The sequence below is a fragment of the Variovorax paradoxus genome (genome assembly GCF_009498455.1).
GTDB classification, from domain to species: domain Bacteria; phylum Pseudomonadota; class Gammaproteobacteria; order Burkholderiales; family Burkholderiaceae_C; genus Variovorax; species Variovorax paradoxus_H.
On the sequence record NZ_CP045644.1, the window covers coordinates 821,894 to 838,165 of the forward strand.

15 protein-coding genes and 1 pseudogene are annotated in these 16,272 nt (G+C 64.3%); 5 read left to right on the plus strand and 11 right to left on the minus strand.

The features are described from left to right. The first annotated feature begins 183 nt into the window (after positions 1 to 183). On the plus strand, positions 184 to 810 hold the full coding sequence (locus tag GFK26_RS03745; protein ID WP_153280861.1) for a cation transporter: 627 nt from the start codon (positions 184 to 186) through the stop codon (positions 808 to 810). A gap of 30 nt (positions 811 to 840) precedes the next feature. Here the strand turns inward: GFK26_RS03745 and GFK26_RS03750 are convergent, their stop codons facing one another. Next, a complete protein-coding gene (locus tag GFK26_RS03750; protein WP_093299048.1) occupies positions 841 to 2,772 on the minus strand; it encodes a cytochrome c/FTR1 family iron permease in 1,932 nt (643 codons plus the stop codon). A 577-nt stretch (positions 2,773 to 3,349) separates the two neighbouring features. Then, a complete protein-coding gene (gene merR / locus GFK26_RS03755) occupies positions 3,350 to 3,778 on the minus strand; it encodes an Hg(II)-responsive transcriptional regulator (RefSeq protein WP_176947364.1) in 429 nt (142 codons plus the stop codon). A gap of 72 nt (positions 3,779 to 3,850) precedes the next feature. Between merR and merT the strand changes: the two genes are divergently transcribed. From merT to merA, 4 genes and pseudogenes are all read left to right on the plus strand, one after another. Further along, complete coding sequence (gene merT / locus GFK26_RS03760; RefSeq protein WP_093299046.1) at positions 3,851 to 4,201, plus strand: mercuric ion transporter MerT; 351 nt, start codon at positions 3,851 to 3,853, stop codon at positions 4,199 to 4,201. Between the two features lie 12 nt (positions 4,202 to 4,213). Next, a complete protein-coding gene (gene merP, locus GFK26_RS03765; RefSeq protein ID WP_093299044.1) occupies positions 4,214 to 4,492 on the plus strand; it encodes a mercury resistance system periplasmic binding protein MerP in 279 nt (92 codons plus the stop codon). 10 nt (positions 4,493 to 4,502) lie between these two features. Further along, positions 4,503 to 4,923 (plus strand): annotated as a pseudogene (merC, locus tag GFK26_RS03770) (organomercurial transporter MerC). Positions 4,924 to 4,953: 30 nt separating this feature from the next. Next, positions 4,954 to 6,630 carry a mercury(II) reductase gene (gene merA / locus GFK26_RS03775; protein WP_093299042.1) on the plus strand — a complete coding sequence of 559 codons (1,677 nt, stop codon included), beginning with the start codon at positions 4,954 to 4,956 and terminating at the stop codon, positions 6,628 to 6,630. Between the two features lie 151 nt (positions 6,631 to 6,781). On the opposite strand, the gene petA is transcribed toward merA, so the two are convergent. From petA to GFK26_RS03820, 9 genes are all read right to left on the minus strand, one after another. Next, positions 6,782 to 7,387: a ubiquinol-cytochrome c reductase iron-sulfur subunit gene (gene petA / locus GFK26_RS03780; protein ID WP_093299040.1), complete on the minus strand. Its 606-nt coding sequence runs from the start codon at positions 7,385 to 7,387 to the stop codon at positions 6,782 to 6,784. Between the two features lie 27 nt (positions 7,388 to 7,414). Continuing rightward, entirely contained in the window at positions 7,415 to 7,669 is a 255-nt protein-coding gene (locus tag GFK26_RS03785; RefSeq protein WP_093299038.1) for a DUF2933 domain-containing protein, read from the minus strand. A 42-nt stretch (positions 7,670 to 7,711) separates the two neighbouring features. Beyond that, positions 7,712 to 8,041, minus strand: a complete 330-nt coding sequence (locus GFK26_RS03790) for a P-II family nitrogen regulator (protein WP_093299036.1) — start codon at positions 8,039 to 8,041, stop codon at positions 7,712 to 7,714. Between the two features lie 287 nt (positions 8,042 to 8,328). Continuing rightward, on the minus strand, positions 8,329 to 8,790 hold the full coding sequence (locus GFK26_RS03795; protein WP_093299033.1) for a copper-binding protein: 462 nt from the start codon (positions 8,788 to 8,790) through the stop codon (positions 8,329 to 8,331). 110 nt (positions 8,791 to 8,900) lie between these two features. Beyond that, a complete protein-coding gene (locus tag GFK26_RS03800; RefSeq protein WP_093299031.1) occupies positions 8,901 to 9,197 on the minus strand; it encodes a hypothetical protein in 297 nt (98 codons plus the stop codon). A gap of 90 nt (positions 9,198 to 9,287) precedes the next feature. Beyond that, entirely contained in the window at positions 9,288 to 9,599 is a 312-nt protein-coding gene (locus GFK26_RS03805; protein WP_093299029.1) for a hypothetical protein, read from the minus strand. 423 nt (positions 9,600 to 10,022) lie between these two features. Further along, on the minus strand, positions 10,023 to 13,187 hold the full coding sequence (locus tag GFK26_RS03810) for an efflux RND transporter permease subunit (RefSeq protein ID WP_093299026.1): 3,165 nt from the start codon (positions 13,185 to 13,187) through the stop codon (positions 10,023 to 10,025). After that, the gene (locus GFK26_RS03815; RefSeq protein WP_093299024.1) at positions 13,184 to 14,908 is read right to left on the minus strand and encodes an efflux RND transporter periplasmic adaptor subunit; all 1,725 of its coding nucleotides are present in this window, start codon (positions 14,906 to 14,908) and stop codon (positions 13,184 to 13,186) included. The genes GFK26_RS03810 and GFK26_RS03815 overlap by 4 nt, the downstream gene beginning before the upstream one ends. Next, the gene (locus tag GFK26_RS03820) at positions 14,905 to 16,260 is read right to left on the minus strand and encodes a TolC family protein (protein WP_093299021.1); all 1,356 of its coding nucleotides are present in this window, start codon (positions 16,258 to 16,260) and stop codon (positions 14,905 to 14,907) included. The genes GFK26_RS03815 and GFK26_RS03820 overlap by 4 nt, the downstream gene beginning before the upstream one ends. Between the last annotated feature and the right edge of the window lie 12 nt (positions 16,261 to 16,272).

The following is a 16,272-nucleotide window of genomic DNA, read 5'->3' on the forward strand; positions in this document are numbered from 1 at the left end:
TCAAGTGGGTCAAGCACCTCGGTCGACCGGGCCTGCCGACAATCCGCGCACGGATGCATCCTGGACGTCTTCGTGGATGTTCGACCGCCTCCCCACGATGGCGCCGCGCAAATTCGCTGTGTCGGCGCTTGACTCTCCAGCGGCTATAGGCCTCAGCATCCCGCGGCATGGAAGGAACAACTCATGGCTAGCAACGACGAAGACGACGACTTGGGCGGCTTGGACGCACGCAACGAGGCGGACCGCAAGATTTTGCGGTCCGTGTTGTTGATCAACCTGGGCCAATCCGCCGCGGGCGTCGGCCTGGGCCTGTGGGCAGCTTCGACCGCGTTGATCGGCGCCGGGCTGGACAACCTCGCCGACGCATCGGTCTATGCGGTCAGCCTGTACGCCGTCGGCCGGGCGGCCATGGTCAAGGTGCGCGCAGCGCGGCTGTCGGGATTTCTGCTCATTGGCTTGGCCGCGCTGCTACTGCTGGAAGTCCTGCGCCGCTTCGCAGGAGGGGAAGAGCCTGTCGGCCTGGCCATGATGGCCATGGCCGCGCTGAACGCAGCCTTGAACCTGGTGTGCCTCAGGCTGCTGCGCCGCCATCGCGGGGAAGGCGTGAACTTCAAGGCGTCAGCAATCTTCACGAACAACGACTCCATCGTCAATGGTGCGATTGTGCTGTCCGGGCTGCTGGTGATGGCGTTCGGGTCGAACATCCCGGATCTGGTGTTGGGCATCGTCGTGGCCGCAATCGCAGCGAATGGCGGGCGGGAAATCCTGCGCGAAGCGTCGGAAACCGCTCGACGCGAAGCCAGCACATGAGGACTGGCATCGCCCAGCCCACCCCCAAGGTCATGCAGCCTGCAATCGACGGCCCTTGTATGCGTTCATCGCGAAGCCCGAGACCGCAATCAGCAGAACGATGACCTGGGCCACCACGGTTTCGGCCGAGGGGTACATGCCCAGCAAGTCGATCCGGGGCGCCATGATCGGAGTCGCACCCAGCCAGCCAGCTTCCTGCAGCCCCGCGACGCCCTTACCGGCCAGGACAACGGCGAGCACAGCGACCAGGAACGAGCTGATGCTGAAGAATTTCCCGATCGGCATCCGAGCGCTAGTCCTGAGCATCACCCAGGCAAGGACGGCCAGGAGTGCGACGCCCAAGGCGAGACCGCCCAGCAGTGCATCGCCATTCCCATCGGCGGACAGGGCCGAGTAGAAAAGCACGGTCTCGAAGACCTCGCGGTATACCGCAATGAACGAAAGACCGAACAAGGCCCACGCCGAGCGCTTCGACATGGCCGAGGACAGCTTTTCCTTGAGGTAGGCCTGCCAACGGCCCGCAGCGCTCTTCTGGTGCATCCACAAGCCCACGCTCAGCAGCACGAGCGCGGCAAAGAGCGACGAGAGCCCTTCGGTCACCTCTCGGCTTGCCCCGCTGATGTTCACGAAATAAGTTGCCACCGCCCAAGTCAGACCGCCGGCGGCCAACGCCACGATCCAGCCGCCGTGCACGTAGCGCAGGACGTCCGGACGATTGGCCTTCTTCAGGAAGGCCACCATGCCGACAACGATCAACAGAGCCTCGAGCCCTTCTCTCAGCAAGATCGTCAGAGAGCCCAGGAAGGTGGTGAGCGGTGCGGCCGATTCCCCACCCAGCTCCTTTTCCACCTCGGCAAAGAGGTAGTCCAGCTTTTGAGCTGCGGCCTCGGCTTGAGCCAGCGTGCCGTTGGCAATGGCCGAGCGATAGGCCAGCATGCCGTTTTCCACTTCCGTCAGAAGCGCCTTGTTGCGCGCGCCCAGGGACGGCTCCAGCGGCTCGAAGCCATCAAGGTAGGCGGAGAGCGCCAGCCGCGTGGCCGTCGGCTTGTCGCCCTTGCGAATTGCGGCCAGGCTCTCGTCAAGGCGCGTGCGGGAAAGGGTCAACGCGCCGGCGTTCCCCGCCGCGGACGCCGCCTCGGGCTGGCTGCGCAGGAAGGCGGTCACATCTCGAGCCGCCTCAGGCCCGATCCGGGCGGCTGCTGCCACTTCGGTGACCGTGGTCACTGCGGCCAGGTCTGCGAATTCCTTGCGAGTTGCGGCATCTCGTTTCCACAGCTGCTCGCCTCGTTCGCGCATGCCAGCATCATGAGAAAGCGTGCCGGCAAAGAACGCCAGCGCCCACCGGTCCTCATCGGGCAGCCCAGCAAAACTCGGCATCGCCGTGCCGGTAACGCCCTGGGAGACGACTTGATAGAGCGCCATGAGACTTCGCGAGCGAGCACGTTCCCGGTCCGTGAAGGCGATCGGCGGTGGCTCCATTTTGGCTGCGAGTGGTCCATCGCCTCCGCCCGCAGTGCCGTGACAGGATGCGCATTGGGCTTGGAAGAGCGCCGCGCCTCGCTTGAGGTCTGGCAGGGCCTTCGGTGCCACGGGGATAGGATAGGCGGCCACCAGCAGCGCTTCCGCTTCATGCGCCAGGCGCGCGACCTCTGCGCTATCTGCCTTACCGGAAACGGCCGCCTGCAGTTTGGTGGCAGCAGTGACTACCGCTTCCTTGGAGGCATGCGCAGGAAGGCTGCGCGCCTGGGTCACCGCATTGGTGGTGAAATCTCGCATCTCCGCATATTCCGACTCGCTGACGATGGCGCCTTTGTCGACCGCACCACCGTAGTCCACGGCGACATAGTCCAGCAGCTGCCATAGCTGACGCGGCCCTTCAGCGGCTCCAGCAGCAGGGGTCTGCGCGGTGGCAGAGCCCATGAAACACAGTCCAACCCACAGAATCAACAACAAGCGCTTCATTCTTCAATCCGAAATAAGAACGACAAGCATTTTCGTTCAATAGTCCGAGCTTTTGCTTGAGGCCAATCCATTTGCCTCAAAGCTGCTTTCGACAAAGTTGTAACAGTGGCACCGGTCGGCCGGGAGTGACGGTTGGGGGGCAGGCTTGCACAGCTTTTTGCTTGATCCCTCAACTATCTCAACTATCGGAAGGTGGGCTGTCAAGCTGTGACAGGAGCGCACACGGTCGAACGATCACACGCTACTGAAACTCAAAAAGTGGACGAACGTTCGCGTTCGCCCGCTCGGAGACGGCAATGTCTCGAAAGGCATGTTAGTTGAGAGCATGCCAGCACCGCCGGCTGCGGCCCGACGCCACTTCGTTGTCGCGGGGCTTAGAACCCATGTCCTTGCTGTTGTCTCGCATGCCCTTCATCATGAAGAGCGTCGCACAGGCTGATGAGCACCATCAGGATCGGCGCACCTCGGCCCTTCGAGCGCTCAACTTCGGTTGGTCGATTGACACTTTGCCGCCGCTGGTTTGGCCTGATCTCGCCCCCCTGGGCACTCGGCACATCGAGCGCTTCTCTCGCTTGCCTCAGGCGGGCGGAGCCACAGCCTGCTCCTGCAGCGCGGAAATCAACGGACATGACACCGTGCCGTGACTCGCACAACAGTCGTCAACCAGCGTAGCCAGAACGAACTCGATGCGGCGGAGATCGGCCAGCTTGGAGCGCACATTGGCCAACTTCTCTTCCGCAACCTGACGCGCTTCATCGCAATGGGTGCCGTCATCCAATGCGAGCAAGCTGGATACCTCGTCAAGGCTGAAACCCAGGCTCTGGGCGGACTTGACGAACCGAACACGCGCCACGTCAGTCTCTCCGTAGCGCCGAATGCTCCCGTAGGGCCTGTCCGGCTGCGGCAGCAGGCCCTTGCGTTGGTAGAACCTGATTGTTTCCACGTTGACCCCGGCCGACTCGGCGAATGCGCCGATGGTCAGGGTGTTGTGCACCTGATTTGCCATACCGCTTGACTCCGTACTTGACTACGGAAGTAAGGTTACTCCAGTTCAAAAACAACCGGAAGGATGGCGGCAATGCCAGAAACGAAAAGCAGTCGCGGAGTCCTGATTGCAGGGGGACTTGCCGCGTTGCTCGCCTCGACGTGTTGTCTTGGCCCCCTGATTCTGGTCGCGCTCGGTGTCAGCGGGGCATGGATCGGGAACCTGTCGGCGCTCGAGCCATATCGGCCGCTCTTCATCGGGGTGGCGCTGGTCGCGCTGTTCTTCGCCTCTCGACGCATCTTTCGGCCGGTGCAGGCCTGTCAGCCCGGGGACGTTTGTGCCGCGCCCCAGGTGCGGCTCGGCTACCAGGTCGTGTTCTGGATCGTGGCGATTTTGGTCGTCGTGGCGCTCGCGTTTCCCTATGTGTTGCCCTTGTTCTATTGAAAGGACCTCTTCATGAAAAAGCTGTTTTCTGTTCTCGCACTGCTCGCTGCGTTCACCGCTCCCGCGTGGGCCACGCCGCAAACCGTCACCCTCTCCGTACCGGGCATGACCTGCGCGGCGTGCCCGTTCACAGTCAAGCAGGCGCTGAGCAAGGTCAACGGAGTGAGCAAGACCGAAGTCAGCTTCGACAAGAGGCAGGCGGTGGTGTCGTTCGATGACGCCAGGACCAGCATCCAGGCGCTGACCAAGGCCACAGCGGACGCGGGTTACCCGTCGACCGCCAAGCAATAGGTCCTTCACCATGGGATTGATAACTCGCATTGGGGACAAGGCCGGGGCGCTGGGCACCGTCGTCTCTGCGATGGGCTGCGCGGGGTGCTTTCCGGCGCTGGGGAGCCTGGGGGGTGGCGCTCGGACTGGGCTTCCTGAACCGGTATGAGGAGCTCGTCATGACCCGCGTGTTGCCGCTGTCTGCCGTGGTGGTACTGCTCGCCAACGGCTTGGGCTGGTTCAGCCATCGGCAATGGCATCGCAGCGTGCTGGGCATGGTGGGTCCCGCGATCGTACTGGCGGTGCTCTATCCGTTCTTCGGCTATGGGTGGACCGAGTGGCTGCTCTACACGGGCCTGGCCATCATGGTCGCCGTCTCGGTCTGGGATCTGCTCTCGCCAGCGCATCGCAGGTGCGCTCCCGACTTGAGTGCACAACCACGCAGACAGTGAAGATTTTCAACCTACACAGACAGGCATTCAATGACCCGCTTGCAAATTGAAGGCATGACCTGTGCCTCGTGCGCTGAGCATGTGCGCAGTGCACTGCAGAAGGTACCCGGCGTGCGCTCGGTGTCGGTGTCTTACCCGGACCGCCTGGCCAAGCTCACGCTCGACGAAGGCACATCGCCGGCTGCGCTGACGACGGCTGTGGCAGCGGCCGGCTACCGCGCGCTGCATGCCGACACTTCGGCGCCCGCTGGGCCGCTCGGCAAGGCCCGCCAATGGCTCGGTAATGCCGCACATCCGAGCTCAGATAGCCAACCGTTGCATGTCGCGGTGATCGGTAGCGGCGGCGCCGCGATGGCCGCGGCGCTCAAGGCGGTGGAGAACGGCGCCCGCGTCACGCTGATCGAACGCGGCACGATCGGTGGCACCTGCGTCAATGTCGGCTGCGTGCCGTCCAAGATCATGATCCGCGCCGCGCATGTCGCGCATATGCGCCGCGAAAGTCCGTTCGACGCCGGCCTGTCCACGGCGGCGCCGACCGTGCTGCGAGACCGGCTGCTTGCTCAACAAAAAGCGCGCGTTGACGAACTGCGCCATGGCAAGTACGAGAACGTCCTGAGCGGCACACCGGCCATCTCGGTCGTGCATGGCGCCGCGCGCTTCAAGGATAGCCATACGCTGATAGTGACGCTGAACGAAGGCGGCGAGCAGGAGGTGTCCTTTGAGCGCTGCCTGGTGGCCACCGGTGCAAGCGCCGCTGTGCCGCCAATCCCGGGCCTGAAGGAGACGCCCTACTGGACGTCGACCGAAGCCTTGGCCTGCGCGGTGATCCCTCTGCGCCTGGTGGTGATCGGTGCATCGGTGGTGGCGGTGGAGCTTGCCCAGGCGTTCGCCCGATTGGGCAGCCAGGTCACGATCTTGGCTCGCAGCAGACTTTTCTCTCAGGATGACCCGGCCATCGGCAAGGCGGTCACCGAAGCGTTTCGCGATGAAGGCATCGTGGTGCTGGAGCAGACCGAGGCGAGCCAGGTGGCGTACGCCAACGGTGAGTTCGCCTTGACGACGAATCACGGCGTTCTGCGTGCGGAGCGGCTGTTGGTTGCCACCGGACGCTCGCCGAACACTGGCGGACTGGCTCTCGAAGCTGCAGGCGTGAAGCTCGGCGAGCATGGCACCATCGTCATCGACCACAGCATGCGAACCAATGTCGCAGGCATCTATGCGGCAGGCGACTGCACGAATCAACCGCAGTTCGTCTATGTCGCTGCGGCGGCCGGCACACGCGCGGCCGTCAATATGACGGGCGGAGCGGCTGAGCTCGATTTGACGGCAATGCCGGCGGTCGTGTTCACCGATCCGCAGGTGGCAACCGTCGGCTACACCGAGGCCGAAGCGCGCAAGGCGGGGATCGAGACCGACAGCCGCACGCTGACGCTGGACAACGTGCCGCGCGCCCTGGTCAACTTCGACACGCGCGGCTTCATCAAGCTCGTTGCCGAGGTCGGTACCGGCCGAATCCTGGGTGTGCAGGCGGTCGCGGCGGAGGCCGGCGAACTCATCCAGGCGGCGGCTCTGGCAATCCGAGGTCACATGACGGTCCAAGACTTGGTCGACCAGCTTTTCTCCTATCTGACGATGGTCGAAGGTTTGAAGCTTGCAGCCCAGACCTTCACCAAGGACGTTACACAGCTTTCGTGCTGTGCTGGCTGAGGAGCAGCAGCGGGGCAGCAATGACCGACAACGAATACGACCCGATAGGCAATATCGTCGAGAGATTGACCAATGATCTGTTTCTCGAGCAATGCAGCCAAGCCGTACGTCGAGACTGCCCGCCGTCGACTACATCGAGCGCCTCCGGCTCTCACTCTCCCGCCTGCCCAGGCCCTGCGCCGACCAACAGCATCGACTCCGCGACGTAGTGGTGCGGCGGCACCTCGAGGTTGCTTGGGGCAGGCACGTTCTTGAACACGCGACCTGCGAGATCGAACTTCGATCCGTGGCATGGACAATAGAAGCCGCCTGGCCACGATGCGCCGATGTCGGCGGCGCCTCGCTCTGGCCTGAAGGTCGGGACGCACCCCAAGTGGGTACATATCCCTGTCAACACGACGAACTCGGGCCTGACAGAGCGCAGCTCGTTGCGCACGTAGTCGGGCTGCTGGGCCAGCCGGCGCGAATGCGGATCTGCGAGCACATCGTCGTGTTGGCGCAAGCCTTCGATCATTTCGGCACTGCGGTGCAGCACCCAAACCGGCTTGCCGCGCCACTCCACGGTCTGCAGCTCACCGGGCTTGATGGGGCGGATGTCAACTTCCACAGGGGCGCCGAACGCTCGCGCCCGCTCGCTGGGAGACAGCGATGCCACGAAGGGCACGCTCGTCGCGATCAGGCCAGCGCCGCCGGCTGCGGAAGTGGCTATCAGCCAACTCCGACGTGCGGCGTTCGGGCGGCTTGGGGGGCATGACATGGGACGCTCCTCCTTGCTCGCTGGCCGTCAAGGCTTGTCGGGGTCGGTTTTTCGGTCACCCGGCACCACCTCGTTTTCGCGAGGCTTGGAGGTCACATCCTTGTTGTTGTCTCTCATGCCTTTCATCATGAAGAGCATCGCTGCCGGGCAGATGAGCACCAGCAGGAACGGTGCAATGGCCTGGATGAAGGCCCGCGCCTCGGGCAGCGCGGCATACGCCACCAGGAGGCCAGCGCCCAACCCAACGGCGACCTTGATCATTGTCCGCATATCGCATTTCATGGCATTGATCCTTTCAGAGCGCGTACTTCGCAGAGGCGTTCGCTAGACCGATGGGGCCGGCAGGAACTCTGTTCCGGTACGCAGATGGAGAAATCTTTCGACGGGCATCACAGCCGCGATTCCGGCGCCGGGGACATCCGAGCCAGCGACTTCCAGCAAGGCATTGAGAAGGCCTTCCAGGTGTGATTCCTCCACGAAGACCTCGAGCTTGGTGTGCTCGCTGAGCAAATCGCGGGAGAAGAAGTTCTTGTATTCGCCAAAGCCCTTGACCTTGGTCAGCGTCATACCGCCAATACCAATGCTCCTGAACCTTCTCTCCAGCGCATCGACCGTCTCGGGCGGAACGATGGCAATGACGTAGCTGAATTTCATGATGACCTCGCTGCGTTGTGTGCGGCCTGATCGGCCGATGAACACGGTATGAAAAGTTCGCTCGGAACGGCAACGCCGCACATGTGCCCATTTCAGGGGGCGCCTGGGCTGCAGGTCATTCGCGCGACCTGCAGTGCGGCAAGACTCGCCATCACGATGGTTGGAGTGCCGCGCCAGCCTGGGATTCCCCTGGCGCGCCCCATTTGTCAGAAGGAATGCGACTACGGCAAGCGCCGACCAGCGACGGTTCGCTGTCGTCGCAGGTTTGCACGAAGTCTTGTGTCCCTCTATTTCACCGAGGTCACCACGTAGCCGTCACCTTCTTTCTTGAACCCGACATGGACCTTCGCGCCCACGGCGAGCTTGTCGAACAGCATCTTGTCCTTGACGCCAAAGCCCATGGTCATCGCGGGCCACCCCAGGCTTTTGACGGGGCCGTGCGCAAGGGTGACTTTGCCCTGGGCCGCATCGAAGTCCTTCACCACCGCGTCAGCTTCATGGGACGTGGACTTGGATGCCTTGGAGGTGCTTTTTGCGGGCCTGTCTTTCATCATCTCCTTGCACTTCTTGGCATCCATGTCCTTCATGTCCATGCCTTTCATGTCCATGTCCTTCATGCCCTTCATCTCCATGCAGTTCTGCATGCCCTTGTCCCCCATCTTCATGTTGCCCATGTCGCCGGATTGGGCGAACGTGGCGGCAGAAAAAGACAAGGCAGCGATCACCGTTGCGGTCGAAACGAATTTCATGATGTGTTTCCTTTTTTGAAATTGAGGCGGGCCGTTTTTTTCAGGCCCGGGTTAAGAGCGGCCCCTTCGGCAGCCGCGTCTGGAGTCATGTGCCGGTTTTCGGTTCAGAATTACTTGGGTGTCCCTCCTTGCATGGGGAGTTGATGGGGGCGTGCCTCGCGGACATCGGCAAGGCGCTGCCCCGTTGTCTCCGCTCGGTCGAACGTCATGACGCCAGAGCCGCTGCCCTCGGCCGTGCTGCCGTCGTTGATTCGCACAACAACGCCGCGCGGCTTGGCGTTCTTCAGCGACTCCGCCACTGCCTGGGGCCGGCTGTCGAACTGAGGGGCCGCCTCCTGCGATTGGCTTTGGGCGTAGGCGCCGGACAGCAGCAGGCTTGCGGCGATAAATACAAGGGTGTTCTTCATTTCTGGGTCCTATTCAAAAAAATGGGATCAAGTGGACTCGGTGGGCTGATGGCTCGCATCGCATCCGCGTCGAACGATTCGGTCAGGCGTTCACAGCACGCGGTTCGCGCATGCCTTCACCTGGGCCTCGTAGCGCGCCTTGCGTACCCAGTTTTCTCCAGGCGTCGTTTGGGCACGCGGCCCATGGTCCAGCGGCAGCACCAGAGGTTCGAGCGGGCAATTCACCCGCTGGCCTGTGGTGCTGTCGACTCTGCTGGTGGTGGCCATGGCCATTTGTGCCGCCACAGCCGCGTGCCGGTCCGCGCGCGCTTTCTCGATGACCTGGAAGTCGGGGCCGGCAAGCGCGGGCCAGGCCGCGCCCAGCGTCAAGGCGGCGGCGAGGGAAATGAGCAGTTTCTTCATGATGTTCTCCTGAGGTTGGTCTGATCTGACAGTTCGAGAGGAACCTCATCGGATCAATCCAGCCACCGGCAGAACGCGATGCGCACAGGCCATCGCAGCCGTCCGCCTCCAGCATCAAAAAACCAGGCTGGCGCCGGCGCCGCCGGCGCGTACGCGAGCCAAACCCTCGGTGTCTGTTCTTGTGCCTCACCTTCGTCGGTGAATGCGTGAGCCACTGGCGCTGGTGCGATGGCACAAGCCGCACATGTCTGACAATCCTCGGCGCTGGTGGGCATCGGGCGCGAGGATGCCGACGCGGTCATCACCGGTCCGGCCGGCGGGGTTGTTGGGCTGGAGACTGCGGCGCGCGCTGAAGTACCGAGCACCAGCGACAGGCACAAGCAAAGCGCAACCGCACCCCACAGGTGGCGGCAGTCGGAGCGTTCAGACGGCCGCACGACGGCTCCTTCCAAGCGTCCACCGCGATGCCTTGCGCGGCCTGCGCATCAACAGGTAGGCCGCGGGAATGACGAACATCGAAAGCAACGGCGCCGTGATCATCCCGCCCACCATCGGTGCCGCGATGCGCTGCATCACCTCTGAGCCTGTGCCTGTTCCCCACATGATCGGGAACAGGCCCGCCAAGATGACCGCCACTGTCATGGCCTTGGGGCGCACGCGCAGCACCGCGCCTTCTCGGATCGCATCCAGCAGATCGTCGGTGCTGGTCTTGCCCTCGTCGATGCGCTCGTCCCAGGCGTGCTTCAGGTACAGCAGCATGATCACGCCGAACTCCGCCGACACACCCGCGAGCGCGATGAAACCGACCGCGCCGGCGACGGACAGGTTATAGCTGAGCAGGTAGAGCAGCCAGATGCCCCCGACCAGTGCGAACGGCAGCGCCGCCATGATCAGCAGGGCTTCGTCGAAGCGCTTGAAGGTCAGGTACAGCAGCACGAAGATGATCAGCAACGTGAACGGCACCACCACCTTCAGCTTTGCCGTGGCACGCTCCAAGAACTCGAACTGTCCGGACCATGACACCGCGTAGCCCGGCGGCAGCTTCACCTCCTTCGCAACCACGCGCTGCATGTCCTGCACGGCCGAACGCAGGTCCCGACCCCGAATGTCCACGTAGACCCAGCCGGACAGCCGCGCGTTCTCGCTGCGCAACATCGGCGGCCCATCGGTGACACGGATGTCCGCCACGTCGGAGAGCACCAGTCGCGCGCCGCGCTCGGTGACGACCGGAAGAGAGCGCAGTTGCTCCAGCGAGTCGCGAATCTCGCGCGGGTAGCGCACGTTGATCGGGAAACGCTGCAGGCCTTCGACCGTCTCGCCGATGTTCTCGCCGCCCACCGCCGAGGCGATGACCGATTGCACGTCGGCGATGTTCATGCCGAACCGCGCCGCCTCGTCGCGCTTGACGTTCACGTCCACGTAGCGGCCGCCGGTGAGCCGCTCGGCCAACGCGCTCGACACGCCCGGCACGTCTTTGAGCACCCGCTCGATCTCGCCGGTGATGCGATCGATGGTGGCCAGGTCGGTGCCCGCCACTTTCACGCCCACCGGGCTCTTGATGCCCGTGGCCAGCATGTCGATGCGGTTGCGGATCGGTGGCACCCAGATGTTGGTCAGGCCGGGCACCTTGACGATGCGATCGAGCTCCTCGACCAGCTTGTCCTGCGTCATGCCGGCGCGCCACTGCTCGCGTGGCTTGAACTGGATGGTCGTTTCGAACATCTCGATCGGTGCCGGGTCGGTTGCGGACTCTGCGCGTCCGGCCTTGCCATAGACGCTTGCCACCTCGGGAACCGTCTTGATCAGCCGGTCGGTCTGCTGCAGCAACTCGCCGGCCTTGCCCGTCGACAAGCCCGGCAGCGCCGAGGGCATGTAGAGCAGGTCACCTTCGTCCAGGCGCGGCATGAACTCGCCGCCGATGTGCTGCAGCGGCCACAGGCTCAGCACCAGCACGACAACGGCGCCCACCAGCGTCAGTTTGGGCCAGCGCAGCACTGCATTCAGCAACGGCCGATAGACAGCGATGAGCAGCCGGTTCAAGGGATTGGTCTTCTCATCGGGAATCCTGCCGCGGATCAGGTAGCCCATCAGCACCGGAATCAACGTCACCGAAAGTCCCGCTGCGGCGGCCATCGCGTAGGTCTTGGTGAAGGCCAGCGGCGAGAACATTCGCCCCTCCTGCGCTTCCAGCGTGAAGACGGGAATGAAGGACAGCGTGATGATGAGCAGCGAGAAGAACAGCGCAGGGCCCACCTCCGCCGCCGAGTCCGCGATCACCCGCCAGTGGGTTTCCCCGCGCAGCGTCTGGTCCGGGTGATCGTGCTTCCACTTCTCGATGTGCTTGTGGGCGTTCTCGATCATCACCACCGCGGCATCCACCATCGCGCCGATGGCGATAGCGATGCCGCCAAGCGACATGATGTTGGCGTTGACGCCCTGGTAGCGCATCACGATGAAAGCCGCGAGGATGCCGATCGGCAGCGAGACGATCGCGACGAACGCGGAGCGCAGGTGGAACAGGAAGACGAAGCACACCACCGCGACGACGATGAATTCCTCGAGCAGCTTGAAGCCGAGGTTGCGCACCGCGCGCTCGATCAGGTTGGATCGGTCGTAGGTCGGCACGATTTCCACGCCCTGGGGCAGACTGGCCTGCAGTGTCTGGAGCTTTTCCTTGACCGCGGTGATGGTCTCCAGCGCGTTCTTGCCCGAGCGCATCACGATCACGCCGCCGACGGCTTCGCCTTCGCCATCGAGCTCGCCGATACCTCGGCGCATCTCCGGTCCGACCTGGATGCGCGCGACGTCGCCCAGGCGCACGGACACACCGGCGTCGGTCGTCATCAGCGGGATCTTGCGGAAATCCTCCAGGCCCTGGAGGTAGCCTGAGGCGCGTACCATGTATTCCGCCTCGCCGAGCTCGAGCACCGAGCCGCCGGTTTCCTGGTTGGCTTTCTGGATCGCCTCCACCGCCTTGGTGTGCGGAATCCGATAGGCGGCGAGCTTCTCCGGATCGAGCACGACCTGGTACTGGCGCACCATGCCACCGATCGAGGCGACCTCGGCCACGTTGGGCACAGTCTTGAGTTCGTACTTGAGGAACCAGTCCTGCAAGGCGCGCAACTGCGAGGCGTCCTGTGTGCCGCCGCGGTCGACCAGCGCGTACTGGTAGATCCAACCCACGCCAGTGGCGTCGGGCCCGAGCGAAGCCTTGGCAGCCGCCGGCAGGCGTGACTGCACTTGGTTCAGGTATTCCAGCACCCGCGAGCGCGCCCAGTACAGATCGGTGCCATCCTCAAACAGCACATAGACGAACGAGTCACCGAAGAAGGAATAGCCTCGGACTGTCTTGGCGCCCGGCACCGACAGCATGGTGGTGGTCAGGGGGTAGGTAATCTGGTTCTCGACAATGCGCGGCGCCTGGCCGGGATAGCTCGTGCGGATGATGACCTGCACGTCCGAGAGGTCGGGCAGCGCGTCCAGCGGCGTGCGCAGGACGGAATACACGCCCCAGGCGCTGAGCATCACCGTGGCCAGCAATACGAGGAAGCGATTGGCGATGGACCACCGGATGAGCTTGGCGATCATGGCTTGCTTCCGGGGGTCGCGGGCGACACGGACGTAGCCGCGGAAGGGGCCTTGGGTTCGGCAGAGACGCCCGCCGCGGGAGCTCCCGCCAGCGGCGCCACCCGGGTGAGCTGCGGCAGGTCGTCCGTGTCGATGAAGAACTCGAAGCTCGCTCGGTCGCCGGGCTTCAGGGTGACCGGCGCACCGCCGGGCGGCAGCTTGAACTCCATGGTCATCGCGCCCCACTTCATCGTCGGAATCGGGCCGTGCGAGAAGGTCATCGCGTCCTTGGTGATGCTTTCCACCTTGCCTTCGCCCACGTGCCTTGGAGCCCCTGCGGCCGGCATGGCGGACGCGGCCGTCGCAGGCGCCGCTGTGCTGGGCGCGGCGTTCAGACGTGCCTCGACCCCCTTGAGGCTGGCCTCCGAGTCGATCAGGAACTGCGAGGACGCCACGACACGCTGGCCGGCCTGCAGCCCGCGCTTGATCTCGGTCTGGCCGCCGGTTTCAAGGCCGATCTCGACGTCGACCGGCCGGAACCGGCCGTTGTCCTCCGCCAGCATGACAACCGCGCGCTTGCCCGTCTGGATGACGGCTTCGGTCGGGATCAGCAGCGCCTTGCCGGCGCGCGTGTCGGTGAACTGCATCGACACGAACATGCCCGGCACCAGCCTGCCGGTTGGATTCGATAGCTCCAGGCGTGCCTTCAGGGTGCGCGTCGCCGGATTCACATCGGGAAGAATGGCCTGCACCTTGCCGTCGAAGGTTTCGCCGGGCGCGGCAGGCGTTCTGGCCTGCACCCGGGCACCCAGTCGCAGCAGTGCCGATTGGCTCTCGGGCACTTCGGCATTGGCCCAGACCGTGGCCAGGCCGTTGATGCGAAACAGCGTGGTACCGGCGCTGACCGTCATGCCTTCGCGCGCGGCCAGCTCCGTGACGACACCGCCGATGGGCGCGACCAGCGTGATGCGCGGCTGCGTGCGGCCGCTGCGAGCGACGAGTTCGATCTGCCCATCGTTCATGCCGACCTGGCGCATGCGTTGGCGTGCGCCGTCGATCAGCGAGGCCAGGTCGGTGCCGCGCATGCGCTGCACCGACAGGAACTCCTCCTGTGCCGCGATCCATTCCGGGACATAGAGCTCGGCCAGGGGCTGGCCTTTCTTCACCTGGTCGAGCGTGGCGCGCACGTTCAGGCGCTCGACATACCCGGTCGCCCGGGCCTGCACGATGACCTGGTCCCGCTCATTGAAGGCGATGCTGCCGACCGTGGTCACTTGCGGCGACACAGTGCCCTCGGACACCACAGCGGTTCGCACGCCCAGGTTCTGCTGCACGCGCGCACTCACCGTCACGCTGTTCTGGTCGCCGTCGCCACCTACGTAGACGGGCGACATCATCATGTCCATGAAGGGCGATTTGGCCGGCTTGTCGAACCTGTTCCCCGGCACCATGGGGTCGTGGTAGTAGAGGATCTTCTTGCCGTTGGCCGGGTCGGTGTCGCCGGCCTTGAGGCCTGCGGCGATGTGGCGCCGTGTTGCGTCTTCGCCGGTTTCGTTGGGAGAGACTGCAGGCGCAGCTGTTGTGTTCGCTGACGATGTGGCCATCGACGACGTGCCCCCCGAGGTGGCGGAAGATGGTCCCAGGCTCCTGCCGCGCTGCACTCCGAAGGTGTAGGCACCGAAGGCTGCTGCCGCGAGGACCGCTGCCGCGATCAGTCCAGGAAAGAGAGGTCTTGTTTTCATTTCTGTGATTCCTTGGTCTCGCCCGCGGCCGCGGACGGGCCGGTATCGAGCACTGAATGGTTGGCGGGGATCAGGAATTCGAGCTGCGCCCAGAGCGCGGCGGTCTCCATCTCGAGGCGAAGGCGTTCCAGGCGGGTGTCGATTTCCATGCGTCGTGTCTCGAGTGCAGCGCTCAAAGTGCCCGCACCGCCTCGGTAGGCAGCCAGCACCGCTTGCGTGCGTTCGGCGGCGAGCGGGATGAGCGAGCTGTCATACAGGCCGAGCCGCTTGCGGTTGCTCTGCCATTGCTGCAACCATGAAAGCGCCTCGGCGGTGCTCTCTCGCGTCGCTTCCTCACGCTGGGCCTGCAACTGCTCGACCGCGGCCAGCTTGGCCGCGAGTTCCCGATCCTGGCGATTCTTCTGGTCCAACTGCAGCGGGATCGACAGGTTCAGCGACACCATGTTCGAGTAGGCCGGCCCCCGCTGGCTGTACATCAGTTCGACACTCCAGTCGGAGCGCTTGTTGCTTTGCGCGACGTCAGCTTCCGCGCGCGCCACCGCTTCCTGCCGTGCCATCAGCGCGATCTGGGGATGCTCGCCGATCTGGGCCTCCAGATTGCGGGCGTCCAGGCGCACGGAGCCCAGTTCGGGGAGCACCGACGAGGGAGGGGGGATGCCCGGCCCGACCCAGCGCGCCAAACGCGTCTGGGCCGTGGCGATCTGGCGCTCCTGCGCAAGGATGCGGTCGTCCAACTGCGCCAACGCGGAGCGGGCCGTGAACACATCGGCCTGCGTGCCGCGGCCTCCGCGGTAGGCAGCGTCGGCGCCCTCGATCTGAAGGGTCAGCTCGGCACGTTGGGTTTGCAGCAGTTCCCGCATCCGCCCTTGGTAATAGAGATCAAGCCAGGCGGTCGCGGTGTCGCGCCGCAGGTTGGCCAAAGCCACAGCACGTCCTGCATCGGCGACCTCGGCTTCCCGGTCAAAGCGCGCCGCGCGGGTCTGGCGCTTGTCGGAGCGGGTGAATTCCTGCATCACGCCGATCGAGCGCATCGTCATGAAGTCGCGCGTGAGGCTGAAGCGGTCACTCCCGTTGACCGGCAGATTGCTGATACCGGCCTTGAGCACGGGATCGGGCAGTTGTCCTGCGGCCACGGCCATGGCGCGCGCGGCGCCGGCGGCCGCGTCCTGCGCGACGAGCTGCCGCGAGCGCTCCTCGGCGAGCCGCAGTGCCGCATCGAGAGAAAGCGTCTGCTGTGCATGAGCGCTCAGGCCGAGGGTGCCGGCGCACAGCGCCAACACCACAGCCCAAAGGCGAGCGGGGCGGCGGGCTGATCGCACGATCGGTGCAGCCGCAAAAGGATTGGGGAACATGGAATCTCCTGA